This window comes from Rhizobium sp. BIGb0125 (assembly GCF_024810055.1).
Taxonomy (GTDB): domain Bacteria; phylum Pseudomonadota; class Alphaproteobacteria; order Rhizobiales; family Rhizobiaceae; genus Agrobacterium.
Genome location: NZ_JANUDV010000009.1, coordinates 123,539 through 150,343, shown reverse-complemented (window position 1 = coordinate 150,343; position 26,805 = coordinate 123,539). Strand labels below are relative to the sequence as shown.

27 protein-coding genes are annotated in these 26,805 nt (G+C 54.6%); 13 read left to right on the top strand and 14 right to left on the bottom strand.

The features are described 5' to 3' along the window. Positions 1–100 precede the first annotated feature (100 nt). A complete protein-coding gene (locus M2418_RS22610; protein WP_192490248.1) occupies positions 101–277 on the top strand; it encodes a hypothetical protein in 177 nt (58 codons plus the stop codon). A gap of 12 nt (positions 278–289) precedes the next feature. On the opposite strand, the gene M2418_RS22605 is transcribed toward M2418_RS22610, so the two are convergent. Then, positions 290–508 (bottom strand): hypothetical protein, encoded by a 219-nt coding sequence (locus M2418_RS22605; protein WP_250985790.1) that lies wholly within the window; start codon positions 506–508, stop codon positions 290–292. A 135-nt stretch (positions 509–643) separates the two neighbouring features. Between M2418_RS22605 and M2418_RS22600 the strand changes: the two genes are divergently transcribed. Further along, positions 644–1,159 carry an MgtC/SapB family protein gene (locus M2418_RS22600; protein ID WP_192490246.1) on the top strand — a complete coding sequence of 172 codons (516 nt, stop codon included), beginning with the start codon at positions 644–646 and terminating at the stop codon, positions 1,157–1,159. A 25-nt stretch (positions 1,160–1,184) separates the two neighbouring features. Here the strand turns inward: M2418_RS22600 and M2418_RS22595 are convergent, their stop codons facing one another. The 3 genes from M2418_RS22595 to M2418_RS22585 all read right to left on the bottom strand — a co-directional run bounded on the left by M2418_RS22595 (position 1,185) and on the right by M2418_RS22585 (position 4,802). After that, on the bottom strand, positions 1,185–1,976 hold the full coding sequence (locus tag M2418_RS22595; protein ID WP_250985789.1) for a formate/nitrite transporter family protein: 792 nt from the start codon (positions 1,974–1,976) through the stop codon (positions 1,185–1,187). After that, positions 1,973–4,252 (bottom strand): FdhF/YdeP family oxidoreductase, encoded by a 2,280-nt coding sequence (locus M2418_RS22590; protein ID WP_250985788.1) that lies wholly within the window; start codon positions 4,250–4,252, stop codon positions 1,973–1,975. The genes M2418_RS22595 and M2418_RS22590 overlap by 4 nt, the downstream gene beginning before the upstream one ends. Positions 4,253–4,325: 73 nt before the next feature. Continuing rightward, positions 4,326–4,802 (bottom strand): hypothetical protein, encoded by a 477-nt coding sequence (locus M2418_RS22585; RefSeq protein WP_250985787.1) that lies wholly within the window; start codon positions 4,800–4,802, stop codon positions 4,326–4,328. Positions 4,803–5,023: 221 nt separating this feature from the next. On the opposite strand from M2418_RS22585, the gene M2418_RS22580 reads away from it, so the two are divergent. Together M2418_RS22580 and M2418_RS22575 are read left to right on the top strand one after the other, a co-directional pair. After that, positions 5,024–5,728, top strand: a complete 705-nt coding sequence (locus M2418_RS22580; RefSeq protein WP_250985786.1) for a cytochrome c oxidase assembly protein — start codon at positions 5,024–5,026, stop codon at positions 5,726–5,728. Then, positions 5,728–6,228 (top strand): CopD family protein, encoded by a 501-nt coding sequence (locus M2418_RS22575; RefSeq protein WP_250985785.1) that lies wholly within the window; start codon positions 5,728–5,730, stop codon positions 6,226–6,228. The genes M2418_RS22580 and M2418_RS22575 overlap by 1 nt, the downstream gene beginning before the upstream one ends. Here the strand turns inward: M2418_RS22575 and M2418_RS22570 are convergent. Then, on the bottom strand, positions 6,206–6,703 hold the full coding sequence (locus tag M2418_RS22570; RefSeq protein WP_250985784.1) for a DUF2231 domain-containing protein: 498 nt from the start codon (positions 6,701–6,703) through the stop codon (positions 6,206–6,208). The two genes, M2418_RS22575 and M2418_RS22570, sit on opposite strands and share 23 nt — an antisense overlap. A 12-nt stretch (positions 6,704–6,715) precedes the next feature. On the opposite strand from M2418_RS22570, the gene coxB reads away from it, so the two are divergent. From coxB to M2418_RS22555, 3 genes are read left to right on the top strand one after another with little or no spacing between them, the layout of a single operon-like run. Beyond that, positions 6,716–7,426 (top strand): cytochrome c oxidase subunit II, encoded by a 711-nt coding sequence (coxB, locus tag M2418_RS22565; protein ID WP_259149243.1) that lies wholly within the window; start codon positions 6,716–6,718, stop codon positions 7,424–7,426. Further along, complete coding sequence (ctaD, locus tag M2418_RS22560; protein ID WP_259149327.1) at positions 7,426–9,921, top strand: cytochrome c oxidase subunit I; 2,496 nt, start codon at positions 7,426–7,428, stop codon at positions 9,919–9,921. The genes coxB and ctaD overlap by 1 nt, the downstream gene beginning before the upstream one ends. A 2-nt stretch (positions 9,922–9,923) precedes the next feature. After that, positions 9,924–10,247 (top strand): hypothetical protein, encoded by a 324-nt coding sequence (locus M2418_RS22555; protein ID WP_192490239.1) that lies wholly within the window; start codon positions 9,924–9,926, stop codon positions 10,245–10,247. A 126-nt stretch (positions 10,248–10,373) separates the two neighbouring features. On the opposite strand, the gene M2418_RS22550 is transcribed toward M2418_RS22555, so the two are convergent. The 5 genes from M2418_RS22550 to M2418_RS22530 form a co-directional block, all read right to left on the bottom strand. Next, the gene (locus M2418_RS22550) at positions 10,374–11,063 is read right to left on the bottom strand and encodes a superoxide dismutase (protein ID WP_259149239.1); all 690 of its coding nucleotides are present in this window, start codon (positions 11,061–11,063) and stop codon (positions 10,374–10,376) included. Positions 11,064–11,277: 214 nt separating this feature from the next. Then, entirely contained in the window at positions 11,278–13,773 is a 2,496-nt protein-coding gene (locus tag M2418_RS22545) for a membrane-bound PQQ-dependent dehydrogenase, glucose/quinate/shikimate family (protein WP_259149238.1), read from the bottom strand. 905 nt (positions 13,774–14,678) lie between these two features. Further along, positions 14,679–15,239, bottom strand: a complete 561-nt coding sequence (locus M2418_RS22540; protein WP_250985780.1) for a DNA-3-methyladenine glycosylase — start codon at positions 15,237–15,239, stop codon at positions 14,679–14,681. A 61-nt stretch (positions 15,240–15,300) separates the two neighbouring features. Beyond that, on the bottom strand, positions 15,301–17,370 hold the full coding sequence (gene glgX / locus M2418_RS22535; protein WP_259149236.1) for a glycogen debranching protein GlgX: 2,070 nt from the start codon (positions 17,368–17,370) through the stop codon (positions 15,301–15,303). Positions 17,371–17,517: 147 nt separating this feature from the next. Beyond that, positions 17,518–17,907 carry a cupin domain-containing protein gene (locus tag M2418_RS22530; RefSeq protein ID WP_250985778.1) on the bottom strand — a complete coding sequence of 130 codons (390 nt, stop codon included), beginning with the start codon at positions 17,905–17,907 and terminating at the stop codon, positions 17,518–17,520. A 217-nt stretch (positions 17,908–18,124) separates the two neighbouring features. Here M2418_RS22530 and M2418_RS22525 point away from each other — a divergent pair, with 217 nt between their 5' ends. From M2418_RS22525 to M2418_RS22515, 3 genes are all read left to right on the top strand, one after another. Then, positions 18,125–18,874, top strand: a complete 750-nt coding sequence (locus M2418_RS22525) for a hypothetical protein (protein ID WP_259149235.1) — start codon at positions 18,125–18,127, stop codon at positions 18,872–18,874. Further along, positions 18,864–19,286, top strand: coding sequence for a hypothetical protein (locus M2418_RS22520; RefSeq protein ID WP_259149233.1), 423 nt, complete (start codon positions 18,864–18,866; stop codon positions 19,284–19,286). Before M2418_RS22525 ends, M2418_RS22520 begins: the two co-directional genes overlap by 11 nt. Before the next feature lie 118 nt (positions 19,287–19,404). Next, entirely contained in the window at positions 19,405–20,067 is a 663-nt protein-coding gene (locus M2418_RS22515; RefSeq protein WP_250985775.1) for a TetR/AcrR family transcriptional regulator, read from the top strand. 56 nt (positions 20,068–20,123) lie between these two features. Here M2418_RS22515 and M2418_RS22510 read toward each other — a convergent pair whose 3' ends face one another. Further along, the gene (locus tag M2418_RS22510) at positions 20,124–20,594 is read right to left on the bottom strand and encodes a BA14K family protein (RefSeq protein WP_250985774.1); all 471 of its coding nucleotides are present in this window, start codon (positions 20,592–20,594) and stop codon (positions 20,124–20,126) included. Between the two features lie 186 nt (positions 20,595–20,780). On the opposite strand from M2418_RS22510, the gene M2418_RS22505 reads away from it, so the two are divergent. The 3 genes from M2418_RS22505 (at position 20,781) to M2418_RS22495 (ending at position 22,962) form a co-directional block, all read left to right on the top strand. Then, on the top strand, positions 20,781–21,866 hold the full coding sequence (locus tag M2418_RS22505; RefSeq protein WP_250985773.1) for an alpha/beta hydrolase: 1,086 nt from the start codon (positions 20,781–20,783) through the stop codon (positions 21,864–21,866). 198 nt (positions 21,867–22,064) lie between these two features. Then, on the top strand, positions 22,065–22,553 hold the full coding sequence (locus M2418_RS22500; protein ID WP_250985772.1) for a cupin: 489 nt from the start codon (positions 22,065–22,067) through the stop codon (positions 22,551–22,553). A 148-nt stretch (positions 22,554–22,701) separates the two neighbouring features. Continuing rightward, positions 22,702–22,962 carry a DUF2188 domain-containing protein gene (locus M2418_RS22495; protein ID WP_250985771.1) on the top strand — a complete coding sequence of 87 codons (261 nt, stop codon included), beginning with the start codon at positions 22,702–22,704 and terminating at the stop codon, positions 22,960–22,962. A 54-nt stretch (positions 22,963–23,016) separates the two neighbouring features. On the opposite strand, the gene M2418_RS22490 is transcribed toward M2418_RS22495, so the two are convergent. From M2418_RS22490 to paoC, 3 genes are read right to left on the bottom strand one after another with little or no spacing between them, the layout of a single operon-like run. Then, positions 23,017–23,643: an NTP transferase domain-containing protein gene (locus M2418_RS22490; RefSeq protein WP_250985770.1), complete on the bottom strand. Its 627-nt coding sequence runs from the start codon at positions 23,641–23,643 to the stop codon at positions 23,017–23,019. After that, positions 23,640–24,557 carry an XdhC family protein gene (locus tag M2418_RS22485; RefSeq protein WP_250985769.1) on the bottom strand — a complete coding sequence of 306 codons (918 nt, stop codon included), beginning with the start codon at positions 24,555–24,557 and terminating at the stop codon, positions 23,640–23,642. Before M2418_RS22485 ends, M2418_RS22490 begins: the two co-directional genes overlap by 4 nt. A 47-nt stretch (positions 24,558–24,604) precedes the next feature. Beyond that, positions 24,605–26,803, bottom strand: coding sequence for an aldehyde oxidoreductase molybdenum-binding subunit PaoC (gene paoC / locus M2418_RS22480; protein ID WP_259149226.1), 2,199 nt, complete (start codon positions 26,801–26,803; stop codon positions 24,605–24,607). Positions 26,804–26,805 lie beyond the last annotated feature (2 nt).

Here is a 26,805-nt window from a genome sequence, read left to right as displayed (position 1 = left end):
ACGTATCGCTATTTTGACTGGTATCGTTGGGTGCGATTCAAGGCCTTGCACTCCGTTTAATGCTTCCCATCTGAGCGGTATTACAGAAGGGAGCATCGTCATGAAACAGTCCAAAGCCGATACTCTGTCGGAATGCAAGATCGAAATCCTGCCACCTGACCGCAGATGCGCACCGGGTCCCAAAACCGTCACCTGCCCTTGCTGCCAAAAAGCGCGACCCGCCTCGACCATGGACGCCGATGGCTGCGGTATTTGCGACGAGTGTCTCGCACCATGATAAATGATGCAGTTAACGAGCCAAAATCTCGACAACGTCTCCTTTTTGGAACTCCAGGGCGTTCGCGGCGTTTGTGATGAGAGTATTTAAAGAAAGGTATTTCATGACGCCGAACGCCCCTGACGACCCAATCTTGCGCAAAACGGAACCGAACGACAGCAAACCGGAAAAGCGGCGGGCTGGTAAATTCGTTATGGCGGCAATCATCATTGTCTGCGTGGTGGTCGTCATAATTTACGCAGCTCTCATCGGCTTCAGTGTTTCGGGGGCTTAGGTGTCTAAATCGACCGATTGCCACGACTCATCGCTGACAGCTTCGCACCTCGAGCTTCCAAATGAGCCCCTGCAATGCGGGGGCTTATCCTTATGATCGAATGGCTCAACTCGCTAGGCGTTCAAATCAATATTGTCCCACACTTGGTCGCACTCCTTTTCGCCTACCTCCTCGCATTGCCGATAGGGTGGGACCGGGAACGCAACGAACGGAGTGCAGGCCTTAGAACGTTTCCGCTGGTGGCAATTGCTGCCTGTGGCTTTATCCAGGCAGCCGAAACAGTGACAGCCGACAATCCCGAGGCCACAGCACGAATTGTTGAAGGCCTTATCAATGGCGTTGGCTTCATTGGTGGTGGCGCCATCCTTGTGGGCAAGGCAAGTACCCGTGGAACCGCGACAGCCGCCAGTCTTTGGGCAACCGGGGCAGTGGGCGCCGCTGTAGGCTTAGGGGCTTACGACACTGCAATCGTATTATCGATTATGACATTTGCAACCTTGCGGCTCTTGTCCGGCTTCAAGTCGGAAACCAATGACAAGGAGCCACCTGCCGGTGATAGCACTGGCGAAAAGGTGGTTTCCTCCGTCAAGAGCGGCGCCGAGACATAGGCAGTAACTCGCCGTTATGGTGTGGTTATCGGTCTCGCAAATAGAGATAACCATAGGTCACGCCGACGATCGCACCCCCGAAGATGTTTCCAAGTGTCGCGGCTGCGATGTTGCTGGCGATTGCCGACATCGCAATGCCGGACAATTCATCTGAGCTGAGCTGAACAATATACCCGTACGGCAGCAAAAACATGTTTGCAACCGAGTGCTCGAACCCACCTGCCACGAAGGCAGCAACAGGCAAAAGCAAACCCAGCAGCCTATGTGAAACAGTATGTCCGGCAAGTGCCAGCCATACACCCAGACACACAAGGAAATTAGCAATTACGCCGCTGAAAAACACCGCGGTGAATGCCTTGTTACCCTTGGTGACGGCAAGTTCCACTGCAGCACCGGCCACGGCATCATCGCCGCCAAGATGAAAGCCGGAGAGAAACACTATCCCTGCCAGTAGCAGAGAACCGGCAAAATTCGCCAGGTAGGCCACGCCGAGAACACGCATAACCGGCCAGAAGGCCAGTTTGCCAAAGGCAACTGACCCAAAGAACAGAGTATTGCCGGTGAAAAGCTCCGCTCCCGCGATTACGACCGCCACTAGGCCAAGCGCAAAAACCAGTCCGGAAAGCAACTGGGCAACACCAAACGGCATGGCGTCAGCACCCGATAAAACTGTGATCGCGAAAACGCCCCCCAGACCAATGAACACGCCCGCAAGGGTGCCGAGGATTGCTATCGTCTTCAGCGGTTGAGAGGCTTTGTCCTCAAGCGTTTCAAAATTCGACGCTGTCAATTCTGCAGGTGTCGGGAATGTACTCATACCGGCACCACGCGCACCGGGACCGATTTGGCGGCGGGTGTTTTACTCTCTTCAGCAAATTGCCACAGAGGGATCAGATTATTGCATTCGGGGTAATAGGCTGCGCAGCTGCCCGGAGGAATATCGTAATCGATAACCTGCAGAACGATATCCCGGACGATGCCGTCATCAACGGCAGTGGACACTTTCGCAAATCCGTCCTTTTGAATGCCTGCGCGAACTCGATCATCGGCGTTCATCATGATGATTAATCGGGACTTGTGAATGCCTCTCAGACGGTCATCGTAGCCATAGACCGTGGTATTGAACTGGTCATTCGATCGAAGGGTTATCAGCCGGAAGATGTCACTGTCGTCAATGCTTGCGAAACTCGAAGAGAGCGCCTTCGGCAGCAGGAAGTTCGCCTTGCCGGTTTCCGTCTCCCACTCGCGGTTACGCGCCGCCACAGGTCTGGGAAATCCTCCTGGAATGTCCAGTCGCTTGTTGAATTCACAAAACTGCTCTGGGAAGGTCGCTTCAATCGCATCTCGAACCAGGGCGTAATTACCGACCCATTCGTCCCACGGAACCGCCGGGTTTGGTGGCAGTGCATGCTTGGCAATCTCTGCAACAATGGCCGGCTCCGACAGAAGCGTATGGCTTGCCGGCTGGTATTTGCCACGTGATGCGTGAATACATGTCGTCGAATCCTCCATCGACACGATCTGTGGTCCCGATGCCTGCTTGTCGATCTCGGAGCGCACAAGGGTGGGCAGGATATAGGTCGTCGCGGTGGTGATCAGGTGGCTGCGATTGAGCTTGGTGGCAATTTGCACTGAGAGATCAAGGTCACGCCATTTTTCTTCCATCAGGTCGCGCTCAGGAATGGCACGCACGAAGTTGCCGCCGAGACTGATGAATGCCTTGATGTGCCCTTTGACGATACTTTCACACGCCTCGACAGTGTTGAGGCCGTCATTGCGTGGTGGCTCAAAGCCATACTGCTCTGCGAGCCGGTCCAGCGGCACCAATTCGGTTTTTTCCGCAATGCCGACTGTTCGCTGGCCCTGAACATTCGAGTGCCCGCGCACAGGACAGATGCCGGCGCCCGGTCGACCGATATTGCCGCGCATCAACAGCAGATTGATCAACATCTGCACATTGCTGACACCGTAACGATGCTGTGTCAGCCCCATGCCATAGATGGCAATGACGGATTTCGCATTCGCGTAGGTACGTGCAGCGGCCTCGATCGACGCCCGGCTCAAGCCGCTGACGTGGAGAATATCCGTCCAGCTCGTGGTGCGGACCATTGTCTCAAAATCAGAAAAACCGTGTGTATGCTCTTGAATGAACGTTTGGTCGATGACCCTTTCGCGGCCATGTAGCTGTGCCTCATCATCCCATTCCAACAGGAACTTGGCCATTCCCATCATGACCGCGATATCGCCACCGGCATTGACCTGATAATATTGCGTGGCAATTTCGGTAGGCTTGTTGGTGATCATCTGGCCGGGTCGTTGTGGATTGACGAACTCTTGCCAGCCGCGTTCTTTCAGCGGATTGAAAACGATCACTGGAGAGCCGCGCTCCCGCACCTCCTGCAAACTGTGAAGCAAGCGCGGCGCATTTGTTCCGACATTTTGACCGAAGGAAAGGATGCAGTCCGTATGAGCGTAATCCTCCAGCAGAATGGTGCCGACAGGCGTGCCGATACTCTGGGGAAGTGCAACCGAGGTTGTCTCATGACACATGTTGGAACTGTCGGGCAGATTGTTGTTGCCATAAAGTCTGGCCAACAGCTGATACATGTAAGATGTCTCGAGAGATGCCCGCCCCGAGGCATAAAATACGACGCTCTGCGGATCGTAGCTTTTCAGCTTTTGACCAATATCGGAAAAGGCCTCCGCCCAACTCACTTCGACATATTTGTCACTTGAGGGATCGAAGCGTAACGGGTGCGTCAGGCGCCCCTGGTTTTCCAGTTCGTAATCAGACCAGCCAAGCAATTCAGTAACGGTATGACGCGAAAAGAAATCGGGTGTTGTTCGTTTCGCCGTTAAATCCCAGAAGGTTGCTTTGGCACCGTTTTCGCAGAATTCCGCCAGATGTGGCTTGCCAGGCTTTGCCCACGCACAGCTAGTGCACATGTAGCCGCCGGTCTTGTTATGATCCTTCAACAGTCCTGGCAAAGTTTTCACGGCCCGTTGCTGCACCGCGTTTTTTGCCAGCGACTTGACGGAGCCCCATCCTCCCGTTGGCATAGTGTATTTGGCATATTTGACTTTGTCTTTCACTGGTACAACCTTTCGCAACTGGCGGGGAGAGCGCCATTCTGACAATCTGCTGGGCTCGATTTGGGCAGCCGCGCTATTGGGCGTTGGCCAGCTTTTGAAATGCATCCTTCACTTCAAAGAAGCGCTTTTCGGGCACCATCACCCTGACGATGGTCGAGCCATGTTTGAGTTTACGGTCCACATCTTCGGGTTCTTCGATGCCACTGCTCATCAGAAACCCAAGTGCCCCCCCTGCGGTTCCCCCGGTCGCAGCACCCGCCATACCTCCTGTGATCGCAGTCACCAGCCAACCGGATGCAACGAGGGGGCCAGCACCAGGTATGGCGACCAGCCCAAGGCCCGTGAGAGCACCGCCAACTGTACCCAGAACTCCACCAATACCAGCGCCGGCTGTTGCGCCCTGCTTGGCGTCCGGATGCGGGGCCAGATCGGCAGTTGGGTCATAAGCGATGATTGAAATTTCGGCGGGATTGATGCCGATATCCTCAAGGTATTTCACCGCGCGGCGGGCACCGTTGAGATGTTGAAACAAACCTGTGACATCTGGCATACGAACCTCCTTAAGCACAATCCAAGGTTAGGTAACGGGCAAAACTCATGCATTGTTCCGATGAAATACCTATTTCAGGTTGTCTCTCACATTTTCCCGACAAATCTTGGAACCGTTGGGAGCCAGACGCGTTGCGATAACTGAACGGATCTCCGAAATCGGACCAAAGGGGGCACCAAAATTTGTCGCGCGTGTTTGAGCCCTACTGCGGCGCTGCTCCCATGCCTGCTAACCTGTCCTCTTCGTGGAATTTTGATCCCGCCCTGATCATCATCTTGGCTGCGGGGCTAACTGCGTTGTATTTCGCGCAACCGCGCGCGCAACGCGGATTGACGACAGCACTTGGCATCGTTGTGTTTGCCGCCTTCATCTCTCCGCTTTGTGCCCTCTCAAGCGCCTTGTTTTCAGCCCGCGCGGTACATCATATTCTTGTTGGAGCAGTCGCCGCACCGATGATTGCGATGATGCTGCCCCTTATGCTCACCTCTCGTGTTAAAGTACCGGTTGAGCTGGTGTTTGTGCTGCACACCGCTATTTACTGGTTGTGGCACTTTCCCGTCGCCTACGACTTTGCGCTGTCTGGCTCATGGCAATACTGGCTGATGCAAAGCGGGCTAATTCTCGCATCTGTCTGGCTTTGGACTGTCATGCTGTCACAGCGCACATCTGTTTTTGCAGCGATCGGTCTGTCAGTCGGCACGATGGTCCAGATGGGATTTCTGGCCGCAGTCATAACCTTCGCGCCTTATCCGATTTTTGAAGCGCACTTTTTGACGACCGAAGCATTTGGTCTCAATCCACTTCAGGATCAGCAACTTGCCGGCCTTTTAATGTGGACCGTTGGTATTTTGCCTTATGCCGTCACTGCGATCTGGATGGTAAGTTCACGGTTGATGGCCCCCGTTGAGCGACGGGGCGGCAACTGATGGTGATGCTCGTCAAATTTATTCATTTGGCTGCAATATCGATCTGGGCCGCCGGCATCGTCAGTTTGCCGGGTCTCTATGTTCAAAGAGCCCATATCCGCAAAGATGATGAACTGTACCGTCTGCAGAAGATCGTCCGGTTTTCCTATGTCAGGATTTTGTCTCCCGCAGCCTTCGTCGCCATCGCCACAGGCACAGGCCTGACGTTCCTGCAACATCCCTATAGTGGCTGGTTCTCTTTGAAGCTGGTACTCGTCGGGATGCTGATTGTCATACATGTCCTGACGGGCCTCGTGATTATCCGCCTGTTTGGAAAGGGAGAGGTATATCCCGTCTGGAGATTTATCATTGCCACCATGCTGAGCTGCCTGGTGGCTGGCGGCATCATTTTTGTGGTGTTGGCACGGCCAGATATCAACTTGACCCTTCCACCTGGCGTTTTTGAACCTGGTGGGCTGAAAAAACTCGTGTCGGAAGTCAGTCCTTGGGAGATACCATGAGGCCGATACCGTGATCAAATATCAGCTTACCGCCGTGCCAGCCTGCCAGTCCTGTGAGCATTGTCGCCAGCACCGACAGACCCAAGCCATGTGGCAAGACAGCAATCACATCCGTGACACGCCCTCCCCAGTTCGCTCCCGCTACAGCGATAAGGCCCATGGCTGCGATGCCATGCGCCCAGCTTGCAACCCGCGCCCTTATGCCGGCTACCAGCAAAAGCTCGGCGGTACCGATCAAACCAGCGGCAACACCACTAAAAAAAGCACCACCCGCCGCCCACAGCCCTGCTCTTTGCCAAAAGGTGTCAGCCGTCCACCAGAACATGATATCGGCAGCAAGGGTGGCGATGACCAAAGCAATGGGAAAATGAACCGTCATGGCATGAAGTGGATGACCGGCGACGGCCACTGCAGAACTGGTCGTTTTCTCTTCAAGTTTGGAAATGACCGGGTTCGGACCTTTAGTATCTGGCATATCTTCTCTCCTGTGTTCAGACCAACACGCGAAGCACTGATCAGGTTCCAGCATCTCTTGGTTGCAGGCCTCGCCACATCCCTGTTATCCAGCTGCCGCAGTGATCTGTCGACACTCGACCCTGCTGGACCTTCCGCAAGCATGGTCGCCGATCTCTGGTGGGTCATGTTCGGTGGGGCCGCGGTTATTTTTGTACTGGTCATGGCTCTGTTCGCGATGGTGATGTTGCGCACAGACAAGGTACGCCACATCAGCGCAAAACACTGGATTGGAATTGGCGGCATCGGCATGCCTGTTCCGGTCCTTATCGCGCTTCTGATCTTTGCATTTTTTCAGGGCGAAACGCTTTTTGGGGCTAACGCGCCGAAACCCGACGTCACGATAACGGCGACATCGCGCATGTGGAGTTGGGAGTTTACCTACACCATCGATGGAGACCAGGTGCACAGCCGTGACGTTCTTCATATGCCGGTAGGACAAACAGTCCAGATCGACACGACAAGCATCGACGTCATCCATAGTTTCTGGGTGCCAAGGCTGGGCGGCAAGATCGATTCCATACCGGGACAGGTCAACAGCATCGTCCTGAAGGCAGATGTCGAGGGTACGTTTGGCGGTATCTGCTCAGAATATTGCGGAATAGGCCACGACCAGATGAGCTTCCGCGTCAACACGCACAGCCCGAATGATTTTGAAGAATTGCTGAGGAATTTGCGCCAGTGATGGATCGAACAGAAACCCGACGAACATCATCTTTGGCACTGCACCGCCAGCTGGAACATATCTGGGAAACGGGAACGGGTCTGCGCCGCCTTTCAGCGGTCAATCACAATGTCATAGGCAAACGGTTCATGGTAACGGCCCTGGCTTTTTTCGCCATTGGTGGCTTTCTCGGCATGCTAATCCGCACACAGCTTGCAACCTCTGCAAGCGCCTTCATGGACGCTGGCCAGTATGCCCAAGTGTTCACCATGCACGGCACCATCATGATGTTCCTGTTCGCCATACCACTCTTCGAGGGTCTGGCGATCTATCTTTTGCCCAAGATGCTGGGCGCGCGAGACCTCGCATTTCCCCGCCTGTCAGCATACGGCTACTGGTGTTACCTGTTTGGCGGCTCGATGCTTGTTCTTGCCCTGCTGGGTGGCGTGGCGCCATCGGGCGGTTGGTTCATGTACACACCGCTATCGTCGTCAAAGTTTAGTCCTGGCATCAATGCCGACATATGGCTACTGGGCATCACCTTCGTTGAAATCTCGGCAATCAGCGCCGCTATCGAAATCGTCGTGACCATCCTGCGCATGCGCGCGCCTGGTATGTCGCTGGTTCGAATGCCAATTTTCGCATGGTATATGCTGGTCGTTGGCGGCATGATGCTGGTTGGTTTTCCGCCACTTATTCTGGGCTCAATCCTGCTTGAGGCAGAGCGGGCATTTGATCTGCCATTTTTCGATCCAGACAGGGGTGGTGACCCCTTGTTATGGCAGCATCTGTTCTGGCTGTTCGGGCACCCCGAGGTCTATATCATATTCCTTCCGGCAGCCGGCGCACTGTCAACGATTATACCGGTTCTGGCCCGCACGACATTAACGGGCTACCACCTGATTGTTGCGTCTCTGATCGCCATGGCATTTCTTTCGTTCGGCCTGTGGGTACATCATATGTACACGGTGGGCATTCCGCACGTTGCCCTCTCGTTTTTTTCTGCCGCCAGCGCTTTGGTTACCATACCAACGGCCATTCAGATTTTCAGCTGGCTGGCGACACTTGCCCAGGGGCGCCCTCAACTCAACGTCCCGATGCTTCACGTCTTCGGGTTCTTTTTCGTCTTTATCATCGGCGGCTTGACCGGCGTCATGCTGGCAATGGTGCCGTTCGATCAACAGGCCCATGATACCCACTTTGTCGTGGCTCACCTGCATTATGTACTGGTTGGCGGATTCCTGTTTCCCATGCTTGCAGGCCTCTATTACTGGGTGCCCCACATGAGTGGTCGCCAACCCGTTCAGCACCTCTCTCGTGCGGCATTCTGGATGATATTTTCAGGTTTCAACCTGACATTTTTCATGATGCATCTGACCGGTCTGCTTGGCATGCCGCGCAGGATTTCTACCTATCCCGAAGCGTCACCATGGGAGTGGCTGAACCTGTTGTCATCCTTTGGCAGTTTCGTCATGGCGATGGGCTTTGTTCTCGCCGCCCTGGATATCGTGCTGATCTTCCTCTACGGCAAACCCTTCAGGAGAAACCCCTGGAAGGCCGGAACACTTGAATGGGCAATGCCTACGCCGCCAGCGTCCTACAGTTTTGCATCGATCCCGCATGTTTCAAAGAGAGCGGACGATTTGCCAATCGATCAATTGGGAGCAGAGTTGGCAGCGGGAAAGGGCTACCTCGGTTTCGCACGAAACGGCTGGATGGAATCCATCGGCGTGGATGCGGTATCCGGAGAGGCCAATCAGATCATCATCTTGCCCAGACCGACCTACCTGCCGCTACTGACAGCTATTGCGACTGGCGGATTTTTCGTATGTCTCCTGTTCAAATTATACGGCCTCGCGGTCGTGTTTCTGCTCGCCACGCTCGGCATCTTTCTGCTGTGGACAAGAAATGGCGATGCGCGCCGGGATCGCGGCCCTATGTCTGCGTCACCTGAAAGCACGCTTCCCTTGAACTTCGAGAGCCGGGATGCGCCCAGCATACTTGCAATGCGCCTGACACTGGTCGCTAACTCCACCTTGTTTTCGTCCCTGCTGTTTGGCGGTCTTTTCCTCTGGGTTTCCGCAGCACCGGCGACAAGCGCGATCGCGTCCGAAAACAACATTATCTGGATCACGGCCACCGCCATGGCCGCGAGCCTATCCGGAATACTGGCCGGATATCGCAAAACATGGAATTACGCGTTTCCGGCAGTCGCTTTTGTCGGTTATCTGATCGCGTCGGCCCTGACGTTGAATGAGTTGCTTCAACAGACATTGGCAACCTCGCACGCGCTTGAGGCGGTGAAGTTCGCCGTTTTCACCTATTTGACAATTCATCTCATGCTGGGGGCGGTGTTTTCCGCCTTTTGCGGCTTCAGACTGTATCGCGGCTACATTTCGTCAGTCCGCCAAAATGACCTGCTGATTGCACGCCTGTGGCACGGTTACTGTCTGGCAGTCACTATCGTTGCAGCCATCTACCCCTTCATTTTCACGGTCGCGCTGAAGGGGAGCTGACGATGACGCGTTATCGAATCATGATGATTTTGATCGGACCTCTCCTGCTTTGGGCCATGTTCTTCAGCCTGTTTTATGCAGTGCAATCCGTTGGCTGCCGCGCCGGTTGGGATCTCGTCTTGTGGGGAGACATCAGCCAGTTGCGCGTCCTCATCGTCGCCGTGCTGGGTTTGGCCTTGATCGTGTCGGCCTATGCCTATTTCGCGGTGATCAAAAGCGAAGCGGCAAGCGGCGGCATCAACCGTATAGGACGGTATTGCGCCATCGCCGGAATGGCATCGACCATACTGGTGTTCCCGGGGATATTCTGGCTGCAACTGTGCTGATAGATGGCGGCCGGGTGGCGCAGAAGACCGTAAACATGCTTTAGACGGGAGCCGTCAAAGCCGGTTACGATAATGCCCTCGGCGGCATGGTGTCACCGAGGGCATACTAAACCGTGGCTTTTGCGGCTAGGCAGCATTGACCCGATCAGCGACAGTTTTCCAATTGATCAGATTGGTCAGCACAGCTTTGATGTGTTCTGGTTTTCGATTTTCATAATCAACGTAATAGGCGTGCTCCCAGATATCGATGCCGAGATAGGCCGGGCGTCCGACTGCCACGGGATTGTTGCCGTCTTCATATCCGACAAGTGCCAGTTTGTTGCCATTGTCTCGTGTCAACCACACCCAGCCGGTCCCAAATACCTCGTCGGAGGCCGCCACGGCCTTGTCGATAAAAGCTTCATAATCGCCGAACGTCGAGGTCAGCTCTTCTGCAAGTTTACCGTCGGGCCTGTTGGGACCACCCGGTGTGAACTGCTGCCAATATACAACGTGGTTCCAAGCCTGTGCAGCGTTGTTGAAAATCTTAGTGTCCTTGTTCTTGGCGGAAGCAACGACGATGCCTTCCAGGTCCATATCCGCGTAGGGCGTGCCTTTCACCAAGGGGTTCAGCTTGTCAAAATATCCCTTGTGATGTTTTCCGTAATGCAGGGCGACGGTTTTGGCCGAGATATGCGGCGCAAGCGCATCCTCCTTGAACGGAAGGGCAGGAAGCTCAAACGGTGCTGCGGCAGCAGCTACATGTGGACTGCTCAAAATGCCAGCAGCCGCAGCTGCACTTGTGACGACCATCAGGTCGCGTCTCGTCATATGCATGGATCTGTCTCCTGTTCCGGTTCTAGCAGTAGGGCTAACCATTCTGCGGATCAAAAGTTCGCCATTTCTTTTTGTCTCACCGAAAAACCTGACAGACCGGGCACGATCGCAAGTTCTACGATGGCTGTATATTCCGATATGCGACTTTAGACCGCGTTTAAGCTGCTTTTGCAGCCCATCCAATCTTTCAGGTTTAAATGGCTGCAGGACTTCGCTAGTTACTTGCGGCAGGTAATGCGTAGGCTATGAAATAGTCCCCTATCGGGGTTTCCATGAAATCGTGACCACCCGCGTTGATAACCACTATTTGTCGGCCGTTGGCTTCGTAGATCATCGGCGTTGCCTGGCCACCAGCCGGGAGCTTTTCCTGCCAAACCTCTTTACCCGTGCGGATATCCACGGCACGCAGTATGTCATCCGTCGCGGCAGCGATGAAAAACAATCCTGATGCAGTGACAACCCCACCCCCATTATTTGGTGTTCCGATATCCACTGGCAACATCGAAGGGATACCAAATGGCCCATTCTTTCGAGCGGAACCGAATGGACGATCCCACAGAACTTTTCGGGTGTTGAGGTCGATCGCTGTCAAACCGCCATAGGGGGGCTGTTTGCAAAGAAGACCTGTCAACGGCACCCGCCAACCTGCATTCACACGAATTCCATAGGGCGTAAGGGCTTGCGGATTGATGCTGCCGTGCGAACCGGAGCCGGCGTCAGGATTGTAGTTGGGATCGGTAATCGGCAACACACCCATGGCATCAACTTCCTCTCGCGGAACCAGCTGATTGTAATTGGGCATATTGTTGTAATTGGCGATCATAATGTTGTTGACCGGATCCACGGCAACGCCGCCCCAATCCGAGCCGCCGTTGTAACCGGGAAACTGTATCCAAGGCCTGTTGACCGTCGGCGGGGTGTAGACGCCATCATAGGCAGCCTGGCGGAACTGTATCCGGCACCAAAGCTGATCAAGTGGTGTTGCACCCCACATATCGGCTTCAGTCAGCTGTGGTTTGAGTAGGTTCGGAAAATCGGTGACAAACGGCTGGGTGGGCGACAAACGCTCCGGCTCCACACCACCGGTCGGTGCAGCTCGCTCCTCGATATTAACGAGAGGTTCACCAGTCGCCCGATTGAGAATGTAGAACTGTGCCTGTTTCGACGGCATCATGATGGCTGGTACCGGTCCATTCGGTGTAGGGAAATCGACCAGACTTCCCTGTCCACCCAAGTCATAGTCCCATACGTCGTAGTGCACGGTCTGATAATGCCATGCGACCTGCCCTGTCTCGACGTTCAAGGCAACGATGGCAGTCGAGTAGGTGTTTTCTTCGTCGGAGCGATCACCACCCCAATAGTCGACAGCTGAGTTACCCATGGGAAGGTAAACCAGTCCCAATTGGTCATCGCCAGAGGCTATGGTCCACACGTTGGGTGTTCCCGGCGTGTAGATTTCACCCTCTGGCGGAGCTCCGGTCTGCCCGGGCTTTCCCATATCCCAGGCCCATGCAAGTTCGCCCGTCACTGCATTGTAGCCACGGATAACGCCTGAGGGGGCTTCCCGTGTTTGTCCGTCACTGACCTGGCTGCCGACAACCAGGATGTTTCGAACAAGGGTTGGTGGTGATGTGGGCGAATAAAAGCCTGGCGCAGAGTCGCCGATGCCATCCATCAGGTTGACGATGCCCTCCTTACCAAAGCCGGAGCAAAGTTGACCGGTTTCCGTGTCGAGGGAAATCAAGCGCGCATCAAGGGTTTGAACAACTACACGAGCAGCACACAGTTCGTCTGTTTCAGCTGCCGGGTTCTTGTAATACGCAAGACCACGGCAAGTGGCGTTGTATCCAATTGCGTCCGTGGACACTTCGGGATCGTAGGTCCAGAACTCTGTTCCCGTTGCAGCATCAAGTGCTGTTACCTTGTTCAGCGCTGAACATACGAACAACCGACTACCAACTTTTACCGGCGTGTTCTGATTACCGAAAGCTTCATTTCCCTCGGGCAGGTCGCCGGTCCGGAACTCCCATATTTTCTCAAGCTTTCCAACATTGTCAGGTGTTATCTGATCAAGGGGCGAATAGCGCTTTGCTTCATGCGTCCCGCCATAGGCGGGCCAGTCAGATCCGGCTTCCAACACTTCATAGTTTGCCTGTGTGGCGGATGGCTGAACAGCGGAAGAAGGTGGTTGAACACCTTGCGCGTCGCTTGGTTCAGAGTTGTCGGGCTGCGGCTGTGAGGGGGAGACATCTTGCGCAAGTGACGGAGGAGCGCCGACGTCCCTCAGGACTATTGCACCTCCCAGAAGGAAAAAACCGATGCCTATCGAAGTCAATGCGGTTCGCAGCCTGGTTGGGCCCCGTAACATCGGAAATGCAGACACGACAAGAAGAAGAACAACAGTCGGCGCAACGAGCCTCGGAACTTGTGCCCACCCGTTAAAACCGGCTTCCCACAAAGCCCAAATGACCGTCGCAGCAAATGTGACGAGATAGACCCAAAATGCCGCTTTGTCCCGGCGTATCAAGAAATAGGCGGTCGCCAGCAATCCCAGTCCAGCCGGCACGTAATACCAGGACCCGCCGAGTGTTATAAGCCATATGCCACCCGCAAATATCGGGACACCGAAAAGTATCAGGACAATTGCGACGGCGACTGGCCACCAAGATCCATTACGCGCGTCTCGAACCGTTCCTGTCACTTCCGACATCATCCACCTCCAGTTGTATCTTTTTGCGAACGTCGCAGGACTGACATTGTTCCGACTTTTTTTGTTTGACTGGAGGATCATCCTGTTATCGTGGTTGTCAGAGGAGAACTTGGCGAACATTCCGAATAATGTCGCCTAGCGTACCAAGCCTCTTGTATTGAAGGGCCGCCGGGAACCAACCACGGCCCCTTCAGTTACCCTAGAGAGCGCGAACCGTGTCAACCGGACGCGACAGGGATGGTGAACATCGCGGTTTTTCCGGTTTCTCGCGATGGCCAACGAAACGGCAGACGAGCGCCCCACCTGTCCGGCTTCGCACTCGACCCATCATGGAAGGGTAAGATTACATCACCAAGTTGATACATATCCTGGGGCTTGCATCACGTGTCACACTATCATCTGGATGCAACCCCTTGACGAAGGTTTCGAATGAAATCGTTTCCGTTGGCGGCAGCCGAACAATTTACGACATCCGCCGTCCCCGCAGCATTTGATGCCGGCGATCAAAGTCAAATGTTTCAACACCAATTGCCTCAAGGGGGCGCGAGTTTCTCCAGTTGTTTTCGGAGTTTCCGGGCAGTGACATCTCTGGCAATTCCAATAAAACCTATTGGTTTACCCTAGTGATAGAGCTAAAACTCTCCCTTTCGCGCGATCCCTGTGATTTCACCGCTGTCAGCTTTGCGAATACAGTACTTCACCTCGGTGGCTGCATCGCCATAACGTGACCTTGATGGGCGGGATACCAAGCTATCGTCGTTCATTTATCTGTGCGAGCAAGCGGAAATTCATCTTCGTCAGCGAAATGACGTGTTTTGATCGGCCTCTAGCACCCCCACAATTTGCCACTCGGGTGGATATGACGGCCTAAGGCATCGATGCCGAGCGGAGCGAGCTTTGCAAGTTCAAACCGTGCATGGCGGGAAAGACTTGCTGAGATAGTTGGATCCGCTCAGTCCAAACCGCCAGGGCACATCTTTGGCCTTTGAAATTCCTATCCGAGGTCCGCATTGCAGCGGCGAGTGCGACACAGGGATCGTCAGCGAAAAAATTGGCAACTCGAGCGACAGGCCATTGAACTTTCCGGTGATGTCCAGTGCCTGGCACAGTCTGCCCGGCCCTGCACACAGTAGTGTATCATTATGCATTTTCCTGCGCGCATACATCTGGGCCAGTCCGTGCTCGGGTGCAATTGCCCGGATCAGGACGGCACTTGCAGGTAGGCAAACGAAATTGAGACACCAATGAAGGCCATAGGAACGATAGACATAAATATCCCCCGGCTTGCCAAACATCACGCTGTTGCCTGGCGTTTTACCCCTGAAGCTGTGAGAGGCCTCGTCATCGGCTGTATAGGCTTCTGTCTCGACGATGACGCCGCCAACCTTGTCGACGGTGAAAGTCGCACCAACAAGGTCTCTCGCGACATCAGCAGCATGTCTGGCAAAAAACTGTTGGTGTGACATCGACCTTAACCTCGCCCGGTTTGCCTCAAGCAAGCATGTGATCCCCTACATATTTCACGCCTCAGTCTGATCGCAACAAAACAACACTGCGATCGGCCACCACATACTCATTGGCGTCTAGCTGCTGCTCCTTGACATCTGGATCGGTCGTGGTCAGCACCGCCGTCCATTTCCCGTTCGCTTGAGGAAGAACGAAGGGCACAGCGGCATCATGAGGATTGAACAATATCAGAACGTCTTTCCAGCCCTCTTCGTCACTGTCATCTCGCGATAGACGCAGCGCCATGGTCCTGCTTCTCGCATCTGCCCATTGTTCGCCACCACGCTCACTTCCATCGGGATTATACCACGTCACGACTGTTCCGTCGTGCCAGCTGTCGCGCCGGAGGATGGAGTGATTTTGCCGCAGCGAAATGACCTCCCTGGTGAACTCGCGCAAGCCATGCGTGCTTTCAGGAAGGTTGTCCCAATGCACCCAGCTCAATTCGTTATCCTGGCAATATCCGTTGTTGTTACCCATCTGGCTGCGGCCGAACTCGTCGCCTGCCAGGAGCATGGGCGTGCCGTGAGAGAAAAGGAGCGTCAGGAGGAAATTGCGCTTCTGTCTTTCGCGTACCGCAATGATATCCTGATTATCGGTAGGGCCTTCCGCGCCGTAGTTGAAGCTGCGGTTATGGTCGTGGCCGTCCTTGTTGTCTTCGCCGTTGGCGTCATTGTGCTTGTCATTATACGAAACGAGGTCGTGCAGCGTAAAACCATCATGGGCCGTCACGAAATTCACACTGGACCACGGACGCCGGCCGCGCTGGTCATAAATATCGGCTGAACCCAAAAGTCGCGACGCGAATTCCGGGGCAGTGCCATCTTCATTTTTCCAGTATTCGCGCACAGTGTCCCGGTATTTGTCATTCCATTCTGCCCATCCCGGTGGAAAACCACCGACTTGGTAGCCCCCTGGGCCAATATCCCACGGCTCTCCGACCAGTTTCAGGCGAGAAAGCACCGGGTCCTGCCCGACCGCATCGAAAAATCCGCCGCGTTGATCAAAACCCTCAGGTTCACGTCCCAGAACCGTCCCAAGATCGAAGCGGAAACCGTCGACATGCATCTCCTGCGCCCAATAACGCAGCGAGTCCGTAATCAGCTGCAAGACGCGCGGATGCGAGGTGTTTACCGTGTTCCCGGTCCCGGTATCATTGATGTAATACCGCGCCTCATCGGGCATCGTGCGATAATAGGAAAAGTTGTCGATGCCTTTGAATGAAAGCGTCGGCCCAAGCTCGTTACCCTCGGCTGTGTGGTTGTAAACGACATCGAGGATCACCTCGATCCCGCCGTCATGGAAGGCACGTACCATATCACGGAAGCCCGCAAGGCCGCGCGGCCCGTAATAGCGGGGTGCGGCGGCAAAAAATCCAAGCGTGTTGTAGCCCCAGAAGTTTTTAAGCCCATTGTCGAGCAGGTGCGCATCATCTGGAAACCAGTGGATGGGCAGCAACTCGACGGAGCTGATGCCAAGACTTTTGAAATAATCCACGATCTGTCGGTGACCGAGGCCCTCGAAAGTGCCTCTCACCTCCTCCGGCAATTCAGAGAAGAGCTGCGTGAACCCTTTGACATGTGTCTCATAAAATATGGTCTTGGACCATGATATTCCGGGCGTGATATCGCCCGCCCAATCATAGTCCCTGGGATCGATGATCCGCGCCTTCGGCATAACGGGCGCGCTGTCCGTTTCATCGAATGACAGATCCTTGTCTTCACTGTCGAGACCATAACCAAAATGCGGTTGGCCCCACTCAATGTCGCCAACAATTTCGCGTGCATAGGGGTCAACGAGCAGTTTGTTGGCGTTGAAACGGTGACCCTTTGCGGGCTCATAGGGGCCATGGACGCGGTATCCATAAAGGGTGCCCGCCTTTAAAGCGGGGACAAAACCGTGCCAGACCTCGTTGGTGTATTCTGGAAGCTCAATGCGTTCGATTTCACTTTTTCCATCCTCACTGAAAAGGCAAAGCTCGACCCGTTCAGCATGGGCGCTGAAAATTGCGAAATTCACGCCGTCATCATTGAGCGTTGCCCCTAAGGATGTGTAGTCTCCCGCCGTTATGCGGGCATTGTTTTTCGGCATCGATCGACCTCGCGTAGATCCAACAAGAAAGAGATGAAGACACGCGAAGCTGATCAGCCTGCGATGAACCGAAAGACAGCCGGTTCACGGTTGGCATAACCACATCAGGCGAAAATGGTTCCCGCGATGCAAACGCGACAGCGGTTCTCACTCCAGGTCTGTCTGAATCCAGCGCGGCGAATGGTGAATGTCGATCGTCTGAAGTCGACCAGGCCCAAGATTGATAAAACGATGCGGTAAGCCTGCTGGTCCCAGAACTGCCTGCCCGGCTTCGGCCTCGATGACCTGATCTCCGACAAAAAAGCGGGCTCGACCGGCGACAATGACGAAGGTTTCATCATAGGGGTGAACGTGAAGGCGCGGACCTTCACCCGGCGTGTCGTTACCATAGGCCAAAACGGTAACCGGTGAGCCCAGCATTTCTCCAGGCAGCGAGCCACGCCATGGACCATCTGTTTCGAGACTGAAAAGCGTAGCTTTAGCCGCTGGCCGACCATCTTGTCTGACTGTATCGGGATCAAAGTCCTTACGTGCCATCGCAACCGTCCTCCGCACTGGTTTCCATCCTAAGCGGAATTTCGCCAACAGCGAAGTGAATTGATCATCGCGACCAAAAGCTCAACTATAGAAAGTCGAACGTGAGTGGAAGTGGGAGGATGTGTTGGCACCACCCCATTCCTCAAAGAACGACTGTATCCGACGGAACAGAATGCCTCGCATCCGGTTTGTTGTTCACAACAGGAGGAATGCCCCCATGAGTATCAGCTATAACAACGATGCGCCTCGATTGGGAGACGCAGCGACCACGAGCAACCTGACCGCCCTATTCGATAATCGCGCCGATGCCGACAGTGCCGTAAAGCGACTGAAGGCGGCTGGAATTGATGAAGTCCGGCTACTGCCCGGATATGAAGCCAGCGAAGGCGCGGCAACGACGCTCGATCAAAGTGGCTTTTGGGCCAAGCTGGAGGACTGGTTTTTTCCGGACGATGACCGGGCGACTTATGCTGAAGGATTGAAACGAGGCGGTTTCCTTGTTTCAGTCGATGTCGATCGCGAAAGATACGACACCGCCCATGACATCCTCGATGATGACGGCACGATCGACATCGATGACCGGGCCGATCTCTGGCGGCGTGAGGGCTGGGATACCGACAAGGCAATCTCGGAATTCAGACAAGTGCAAACGGACCCGGTTTCCACTGTCGCTGACGCGGACCGACGTCAACAAGCCGCAGGCGCGACAGATGATATTTTTGCCGGAGATCCATCAGGCAATGCTGGCGTCGGGCGGCTTACGCGCACAGCAGAGCCCCGCTCGGGGCGGGTCAGGTCTTATGATGTCGATATTTCGGAGATCCCGGACGATCTTAGAGACGATATCCTACCGACTGGCCATCAGCTTTCGGTAGACGAAGCTAACGACACGGCCAAGAGGGAGATGCGTCAGTCTCAGGACATTGACGGACTGCGGCAGGATCAAATCCTCAACCGTGATCGATGACAAAATATCGGGCGTTCACCCGTCAGTGAGCGCCCGACATTGTCTGCTGGTAAACAACCCGAACGAATTCTTGACTGGTGAGGTGAGGATGATTGAGAAAGTCGAGGCCACACGAGGCACAGAGCGATCAACCGCAACACGGGTCGGCGAGAGCATGTCGATCACGTCAGAGCCGGACAACACTTGGTTTGCCAAACGCCAGTCGACAATAAATGAAAATCTGCACAAGCGTTCCGTGCTGGCAGACACTGGTGATGATCGCTCACCCAGTGAAGAAAATGACGCCAGTCAGAATTCAGCCGACGGCGACAACTCCAACGACGATAAACTGTTGTCAGGCGAAAGCCCTCGAATTGGAACTGGTAATTGGGATGACGATGTTCCGGATGGCGAGCACGTTGGATATCTGTAATCTCCGCCTTGGATACGAACCGGGCACACCAACCTCGTGACGAATTTACTCATCATAGACGGATAATATTGCTATCATTGATGTCTCCCGCCAAGTTGGAGAAAAAGGGGCGGCAGATATGATTTCGACAAAAGCCATCGCAAAAACGCACATAAAGAGTGCTCTTTCTTGCCGACCTCGTGGTCGACCTGTCAAAGGTAGTGAGATGGCGGTGGTTCAGGACATCGTTACCGCAGCCCAGACATTATTTTTCCAGAATGGTTATGAGCGCACAAGCATAGACCAGGTGGCAGCGCTCGCGAAGAGTTCAAAAAGAACTGTGTACTCGAAATTCGCGACCAAGGCTGAATTGTTTGATGCCGTGGTCCGACGCTTCATCGGAGAAAAACAGGCTATTGCAGATCCGTATGTTCTATCTGGAACGACGCTGCGAGAACGGCTGATGAACATGGCTGAAAAATCGGTTGAAGGCTTTTTGCAGGAGGATGTAAGGGCACTGTACTTTCTCGTGCATCGGGAAGCCGACATGTTTCCAGAGTTGGTGCGGATCGTCGAGGAGGCAGGGCGTAAACCCGCTCAGAGGCGGATCATGATTTTACTCGCCGAAGGTGGAATTGAGGGGGACCACAGCTTCCTTGCTGAGCAGTTTTCATCTCTCCTCTATTGGCCACTGACGCGTCGCGTCATTGCAGGCGACACAGACGTCACCGATGAGGTGCTCGCGAGTGCCCGATCATCTGTAGAATTTTTCTTACGAGGCTGCGGCTATGGCGACCCTTGAAAACCCCGGCCCTTACAGACCGAGGTCATAATCACGACTACTGGTAATCAACGTAATCAATAATAGGGCGACTGGCACGTTGCACGGACGCCAACTCGCGGTACGTATGTGTTATCGTAGGCGCGATATGTGCGGTAGCGCGCAGAGCACCACTGATAATGACGTGGGTTTACACCAGAAGTTGATGGCCGCGAGTTACTGATTGCACCACCGATCACCGCACCTGCTCCGAAGGCGGCCAGCGGATACCACCAGCCATCGGAATGACGACGATAGCCGTGGCGATACTCGCGGTGTCCGCGGTGACCACCATACCAGCCTCTACGATCATGACGATCATGGCGTCGGAAATCTCGGTGGTCTCGCCGAAAATTACGATGGTCGCGACGGTACTGAACAGTCTCCACGTCCTTATGGTCTGAGATTACCGGCTTCATCACAGTCATTGGTACCGCGGATGCGGGAATGACAGATGTCATCACGGTGACAGCGGACAATGCTGCGATCAAAGTCTTCTTGAAAAGCATCTCGTTCTCCTGATTTCCAAGTCCCTAACTATCGATGGATAAATATTGTTCCCGACAATATAAACTCATCAGTACCTTTTTTATGTCACGTTACGGTGAGCACCGTATTTTTGCCGATCCCAACGAGGGGTTCTTTTTTCAAAAATTCGAGATAGATATCAGGCAGTTTCAGTCAGAGGTTTTTTCGTGCTCCGTATCGTGGTCCTGTTCTGCGTTCTCTTCCTCAGTGCATGCGCGCGTCCTGGGCCAGCCACCCTCGCCCTCGTGGCACCACTCCCTGATGCGAAGACCGTATCGATCCTCGTGGCTTCAAATCGCGTTCCCGCCAAAGATGACTTCCAGTCTTTTACCTCCGGCAGGTCGGATCGGCTCCGCTATCTGGAAGTGACGGTGTCCATCCCGCCGGGCCACAAGGCGCCGAACATCGAATGGCCTACCGCCAAGCCTGATCCCCGCACATCTTTCGCAGTCGTCTCGCACCGGAATCTTACGAAGACCGAGTTCATCTCGCGTGCGAAAGAACGCGCCAAGGCAACTCCAACCGGAATATTTGTGCACGGCTATAACTACAGCTATCAGGAGGCTCTGTTCCGGCTTGCGCAGATGGCCGCTGATTCTTCCGCCGCAGATGTTCCGATTTTGTTTGACTGGCCGTCGCAGGGATCCGCGACCGGGTACCTCGCCGACAGAGATTCTGCTGCATTTGCGCGAGATGATCTCGCATCCGTACTGACCGATCTTGGCAGAGCAGATGTTCGCAGCATCGTGCTGGCCCATAGCATGGGAGCCTGGCTTGCCGTTGAGGCGGTCAGGCAACTAAGCCTGACAGGACGAAAGGATGGCCTCAGTAAGATCGATCAAATTGTATTGGCGGCGCCAGACATCGATGTCGATCTTTTGAGCAAACAACTTGCCATGACCGGTCGCCTGAAAAACCCGATCGTCATTCTGGCGGCCAAGGACGATCTCGCACTTAATTTGTCACGCAGGCTCGCAGGCTCGGAATTCAACGCTGGGGCTCTTGATGTAAATGACCCACGAACTCGCGCTCTTGCCGTACGGGAAAACCTTCAGATCATTGATATTTCAAGCCTTCCATCTGCCAATGGGAGTAACCACGACCGGTTCGCAGCACTGGCGGCAGCTTACCCGCAACTGCGGAATGAAAGAATTGCCAATCCCGTGGCCGGAACCGGCTCGCTTGTCCTGAATGGAGTGGGTGCGGTTGTCTCTGCTCCGTTCCGGTTGGGCGGCGCGCTACTCAGCCAATGACATCGATCGATTATCGCGGGAGCAATCTTCGCTCTACTTGGATCTCACAGCAAGTATGACCAACTACCGACCTGCGAGGGCGCATTTCGATCTTGTGACGGAACTGCAAACATCTTCCGAGGGTTATGTCTGCTTCCGAAGCAAGCCGGCGGCTGACAATGTGAAAATTCCGGCCGACTTTATCTCAAACGGGGCCATATGAACGTTGAACACGTAATTTTTCAATCAAGCGCCTGGGTCCCGAACAATCCAAACCTCCCGGTTTTACTTTATCGAGCCGCGTTGCAGGAGTTAGACTGGTCGGACTTCGAAACGGCCTTCGCCGCCAACGGCTGGACGGGAATATGGCGAGACGGCGTATTTGATTTCCAGCATTATCATTCTGGCGCTCATGAAGTGCTTGGTGTGGCCAGCGGTGACGCAGAGCTGTTGATTGGTGGTGTTGGTGGTCACGTCTTCAATGTCGTGAAAGGTGACTGTCTCATTCTGCCAGCAGGTACCGGTCATCAGAATTTGGGAGCATCACCCGACTTCGAGATTGTTGGGGCTTATCCGAAGGACCAGTACGCGGATATTCAAACGGCCGCCCCTACGCAGGCAATGCAAACGACAATTTCAACACTGCCAATTCCCGATATAGACCCTGTGTTTGGTTCGAACGGTGGGGTGCTGGAATACTGGCGCTAGAACGACAGAATCTGGTCGGAGAGAACGGGCCCGTCATTAGCTTCGCCACAACCAGCGCAGCCCTTCTTGTCGTACTTTATCGCTTAACAGGAACCACAGCATTAGCGCGAGCATTATAAGTGGGGAATATTGCAAAGGAGCGTATTGAATGGCACTTGTTACCTATCACGTCGACGAGCATGACGGCGGTTACGCATACCGGTATGGCGATGTCTGGTCTGAAACATTTCCAACTCACGATAATGCGCTGGCCGCTGCCAGATCTGCGGCGGAGCGACAGCAGCTTGAAGGCAGCGATGCAGAAATTTCATTCCAACTCGCCGACGGTAGCTGGAAGACCGAACATGCATCGGGTGGCGACCGGCCAGACACAGAGATCGTTGACGACACTAAGGCAAGCAGCGAATGAAAGCCGTCAGGTTCTTACAGTAGCCCTTCAAAAATGGAGCGACTGACAGGGCTGCTACATACGTAGCAGTCCGCCAGTCGAGGCGATAGCTTGAGCGGTATCTACGTCACACGTTGCAGCGGATCCGATATCGACCAGCCTGGTATCCAACCCACTCCTTTTGATCGCCATTTTACCCCCATCTTCGTCCCCCAGCGTTTGCATGGCCCCAAACAATGTCATTGGAATGATGACCGGGTGGCCGGGGATACTGCCATTGGCTCCTCGCACAACAACTTGCCCGTCAGTCGACGTGAATGCTAGCAGCAACTGATCGATGTGCTTGGCCTCTATGATGGGCATATCCGCCAGCATAATGAGGACACCGCCACAGTCGGACAAACCCTGATACCGAAATCCGCTGGCGATCGATGTTCCGAGGCCTTTCGCAAAATCGGGGTTGTTCAAGGTGATGACAGGGAGTCCACGAAGGGCCGCTTCTACCTCATGTCCCCGATGCCCGGTAACGGCAACAACAGGCGACAGTTTGCTCTCCAATAATGTTGATGCAGACCGCCGAACAAGGGGTATGCCATCAAACTCAGATAGCAATTTATGAAAGCCTCCTGCGACCCGACTTGATTGTCCCGCAGCGAGAAGTAGTCCTGCGACATTGATACCATCTGGTCTCATCGACGTCATGCAAATGCCTCAAGCCGGGCTGCGGCGACGTCGGCCAGGATCGAAATGGCCAGCGAAACGGCATCACGTGTCGGCCCAAATATACCGATAGGTGCTTTGATCCGGTTGAAACTCTCTGCGGGTACGCCAGTGCACCGTAACCTTTCTACACGAAGGCGATGGGTACGCGTACTGCCGAGCGCCCCGATGTAAAACGCCGGCGATGAGAGCGCCCGATCCAGAACGCGCGTTTCCCGATCGAGATCATGATGCAGTAGAACAACCGCAGTAAACGGATCAATATTCAATGGTACTCCCTGATCACCGCAAACGACTTGATAACCCGCAGCTTCAGCAAGGCGGCAGACCACCTCCACCTCCGCGGTCTGGCCTGAAACGACCAGACGCGTCTGCGGGCGATAAACCGTCAGAAACTCGCCTCCTCGCCATCCGCATCTGGCAGGTATTCTGTCAGAGAGCGTAAGCTGCTGGGCCTCAGTGTCCAGGACAAGTCCGACCGACTGACGTTCGGAAATTGCCGCAAGTATTCCAGAGATAGGGTCAATCGTGCGCAGCACATGGATCGCCACCGTTATGCCTCCACCGCAGGGCAGAGCGATGTCGAAAAACGGCGAGCCTTCACCAAATTTGACGATGCGGTCAACACCCTCAGCAATGGCTTCCAAAGCTTCTGCAGCAACAGCGGTTTCAACGCAGCCCCCTGAGACATAACCGCAATATCTGCCGTCGGCCGCGACCACAACGTGCGCACCAAGTGCGCGAGCGGCACCTCCCCTGATTTCAACAAGAGTGGCAAGCGCCGCCCCGCCACACCGCATTGCGTCCACAGCGAACTGCAGAATCTCTGCAGGATCATCTCCAGCACGAGCTCGAACAGGTATAACTCTCGTCGTTGATGTGACATCACACAACATGTTGCCTCCGACACTTGACGCTTGTTCGGTCCACTCCTTGAGTCCAATCATCCGACTTCGGGCAGCTTGCTTATCAGCTTATCCAGCGTGATGGGGTACTGCCGAACTCTGATGGCGGTAGCGTTATAGATAGCGTTAGCGATTGCGGCTGACACACCACACAGGCCAAGCTCTCCTATGCCTTTCGCTTTCATGGGTGATGAATACGGATCCGTTTCATCCATGAAAATAACGTCCTGGTGTGGAATGTCTGCATGGACAGGCACCTCGTAACCAGCGAGGTCATGATTGACGAAGAAACCGTGGCGGGTATCGACAGCCAGTTCCTCCGACAAGGCCGCTCCGGCCCCCATTGTCATTGCGCCAATGACTTGGCTTCGAGCCGTGATCGGGTTCAAGATACGGCCCGCTGCACAAACCGCGAGCATGCGCCGGATCCGCGTTTCGCCGGTTGCGATATCCACGCCAACTTCAACGAAGTGACTCCCGAAAGTCGATTGCTGGTGCGTTTCGGTCAACTTCCCCCATTCAATCGTGTCTTCGCCAACCAGCCCCTCAGCTCCCGCAGCATCTGCCAGAGCTACCATACGGTTGCCACTTCTCACCTGTCCGTTTTCGAAAACAACCTCAGAGGAGTTGAAACCGAGTTTGCTCGCGACCGCCTCTCGCAACTTTACACAGGCAGCGTAAACGCCAGACGTTGCAGAGTTGGCACCAAATTGTCCACCTGACCCTGCCGACACTGGAAAGCGGGAATCCCCCAGCCGCACGTCGACACGTGTAACATCAACGCCAAGCATCTCTGCTGCGGTCTGGGCAATGATGGTATAACTGCCAGTTCCAATATCGGTCATATCGGTTTCGACGGTGATCATTCCGGTTTTATCGAGCATCACCCGAGCGCCGGAAGGCATGACGAGATTGTTGCGAAATGCCGCCGCTACTCCCTGCCCGATCATCCAAGTACCTTCGCGCCGTTGAGCAGGTAGCATGCGCTTTTCCCATCCAAATTCTTGGGCACCTCGTCTGAGGCAGCCGACGAGGTCACGATGGGAAAATGGCCGTCTGGGATTTTCGGGGTCCACGAGTGTGTCGTTTAAAATACGAAACTCTATCGGATCCATGTTAAGCTTCTCAGCCATCTCATCCATTGCAATCTCGAGCGCCATCAATCCCGGAGCCTCGCCAGGTGCACGCATTGCATTGCCCTCAGGAAGATCAAGCGTCGCCAGTTTCGTCGCAGTCATCCGGTTTTCGCCTGCATAAAGAAGGCGTGTTTGCATGACCGCTGTTTCCGGTCCACCGCCTGGCAGATCGCCTGACCAGCTCTCATGTGCGATTGCCGTGATCTTCCCGCTGTTTTCGGCGCCGATGCGAATTCGCTGAATTGTTGCTGGCCTGTGGGTGGTGTTGTTTGCGATCATAGGGCGTGGAAGGGCAACTTTGACCGGGCGCCCCACTGCTTTTGCTGCAAGGCAGGCGAGAACACAATCTACCCTGAGAAACAGCTTGCCCCCAAAACCTCCGCCGATGAACGGCGACTTCAGGTGAATTTTTTCTTTGTCTACTCCAAGCGTGATCGCCAGGTCAGATCGCCACCAATCGATCATTTGACTTGAAGTCCAAACGGTAAGCTCATCGCCGTTCCACTGAGCGATAGATGCATGCGGCTCCATCATTGCGTGAGATTGATCAGGAGTGGCGTACTCGGCCTCTAGCGTGACTGGTGCTGTTGCGAAGGTTGCTTCGAAATCCCCTGACGACGATTCAGGCTCGGTTGACGGATCAGGTGCGGTCGCATTTGCCATTTCCGACCGGAGATCAAATCGCCCTTTTTCGGTTGCATATTCAACATCGAGCAGAGCTGCGGCGGCGCGCGCTTCCTCAAACGTATTGGCAACTACCACGGCAATAGCTTGGTGATAGTGCTGAACTTCAGTGCCACCAAACAGCTTTGCCGTATTGAGTTTGCCCTTGTTTAGCTCCGGATTATCGAGGGTGGTGATGATGCCCAGAACGCCGGGAGCGGCTTGGGCGGCCGCTGTGTCTATAGAGATGACATGGCCTTTGGCGATGGTCGAGCCGACAGGATAACCATAGGCGTAACGCAGGTCTGGATCTGACCACTCGTAGGCATAAACTGCGCGCCCACTGGTTTTCAGCTCGCCATCAACCCGGTGGACAGGTCGTCCAACCACTTTGAGCTGATCGATTGGGTTGATTGTTGCTGGCTTGTCAAATTGCATGA

Coding starts and splice junctions, on each gene's coding strand:
- M2418_RS22610 (WP_192490248.1), top strand. CDS start 101: ATGAAACAGTCCAAAGCCGATACTCTGTCGGAATGCAAGATCGAAATC.
- M2418_RS22605 (WP_250985790.1), bottom strand. CDS start 508: ATGACGACCACCACGCAGACAATGATGATTGCCGCCATAACGAATTTA.
- M2418_RS22600 (WP_192490246.1), top strand. CDS start 644: ATGATCGAATGGCTCAACTCGCTAGGCGTTCAAATCAATATTGTCCCA.
- M2418_RS22595 (WP_250985789.1), bottom strand. CDS start 1,976: ATGAGTACATTCCCGACACCTGCAGAATTGACAGCGTCGAATTTTGAA.
- M2418_RS22585 (WP_250985787.1), bottom strand. CDS start 4,802: ATGCCAGATGTCACAGGTTTGTTTCAACATCTCAACGGTGCCCGCCGC.
- M2418_RS22580 (WP_250985786.1), top strand. CDS start 5,024: ATGCCTGCTAACCTGTCCTCTTCGTGGAATTTTGATCCCGCCCTGATC.
- M2418_RS22575 (WP_250985785.1), top strand. CDS start 5,728: ATGGTGATGCTCGTCAAATTTATTCATTTGGCTGCAATATCGATCTGG.
- M2418_RS22570 (WP_250985784.1), bottom strand. CDS start 6,703: ATGCCAGATACTAAAGGTCCGAACCCGGTCATTTCCAAACTTGAAGAG.
- ctaD (WP_259149327.1), top strand. CDS start 7,426: ATGGATCGAACAGAAACCCGACGAACATCATCTTTGGCACTGCACCGC.
- M2418_RS22555 (WP_192490239.1), top strand. CDS start 9,924: ATGACGCGTTATCGAATCATGATGATTTTGATCGGACCTCTCCTGCTT.
- M2418_RS22550 (WP_259149239.1), bottom strand. CDS start 11,063: ATGCATATGACGAGACGCGACCTGATGGTCGTCACAAGTGCAGCTGCG.
- M2418_RS22545 (WP_259149238.1), bottom strand. CDS start 13,773: ATGTCGGAAGTGACAGGAACGGTTCGAGACGCGCGTAATGGATCTTGG.
- M2418_RS22540 (WP_250985780.1), bottom strand. CDS start 15,239: ATGTCACACCAACAGTTTTTTGCCAGACATGCTGCTGATGTCGCGAGA.
- glgX (WP_259149236.1), bottom strand. CDS start 17,370: ATGCCGAAAAACAATGCCCGCATAACGGCGGGAGACTACACATCCTTA.
- M2418_RS22530 (WP_250985778.1), bottom strand. CDS start 17,907: ATGGCACGTAAGGACTTTGATCCCGATACAGTCAGACAAGATGGTCGG.
- M2418_RS22525 (WP_259149235.1), top strand. CDS start 18,125: ATGAGTATCAGCTATAACAACGATGCGCCTCGATTGGGAGACGCAGCG.
- M2418_RS22515 (WP_250985775.1), top strand. CDS start 19,405: ATGATTTCGACAAAAGCCATCGCAAAAACGCACATAAAGAGTGCTCTT.
- M2418_RS22510 (WP_250985774.1), bottom strand. CDS start 20,594: ATGCTTTTCAAGAAGACTTTGATCGCAGCATTGTCCGCTGTCACCGTG.
- M2418_RS22500 (WP_250985772.1), top strand. CDS start 22,065: ATGAACGTTGAACACGTAATTTTTCAATCAAGCGCCTGGGTCCCGAAC.
- M2418_RS22495 (WP_250985771.1), top strand. CDS start 22,702: ATGGCACTTGTTACCTATCACGTCGACGAGCATGACGGCGGTTACGCA.
- M2418_RS22490 (WP_250985770.1), bottom strand. CDS start 23,643: ATGACGTCGATGAGACCAGATGGTATCAATGTCGCAGGACTACTTCTC.
- M2418_RS22485 (WP_250985769.1), bottom strand. CDS start 24,557: ATGTTGTGTGATGTCACATCAACGACGAGAGTTATACCTGTTCGAGCT.
- paoC (WP_259149226.1), bottom strand. CDS start 26,803: ATGCAATTTGACAAGCCAGCAACAATCAACCCAATCGATCAGCTCAAA.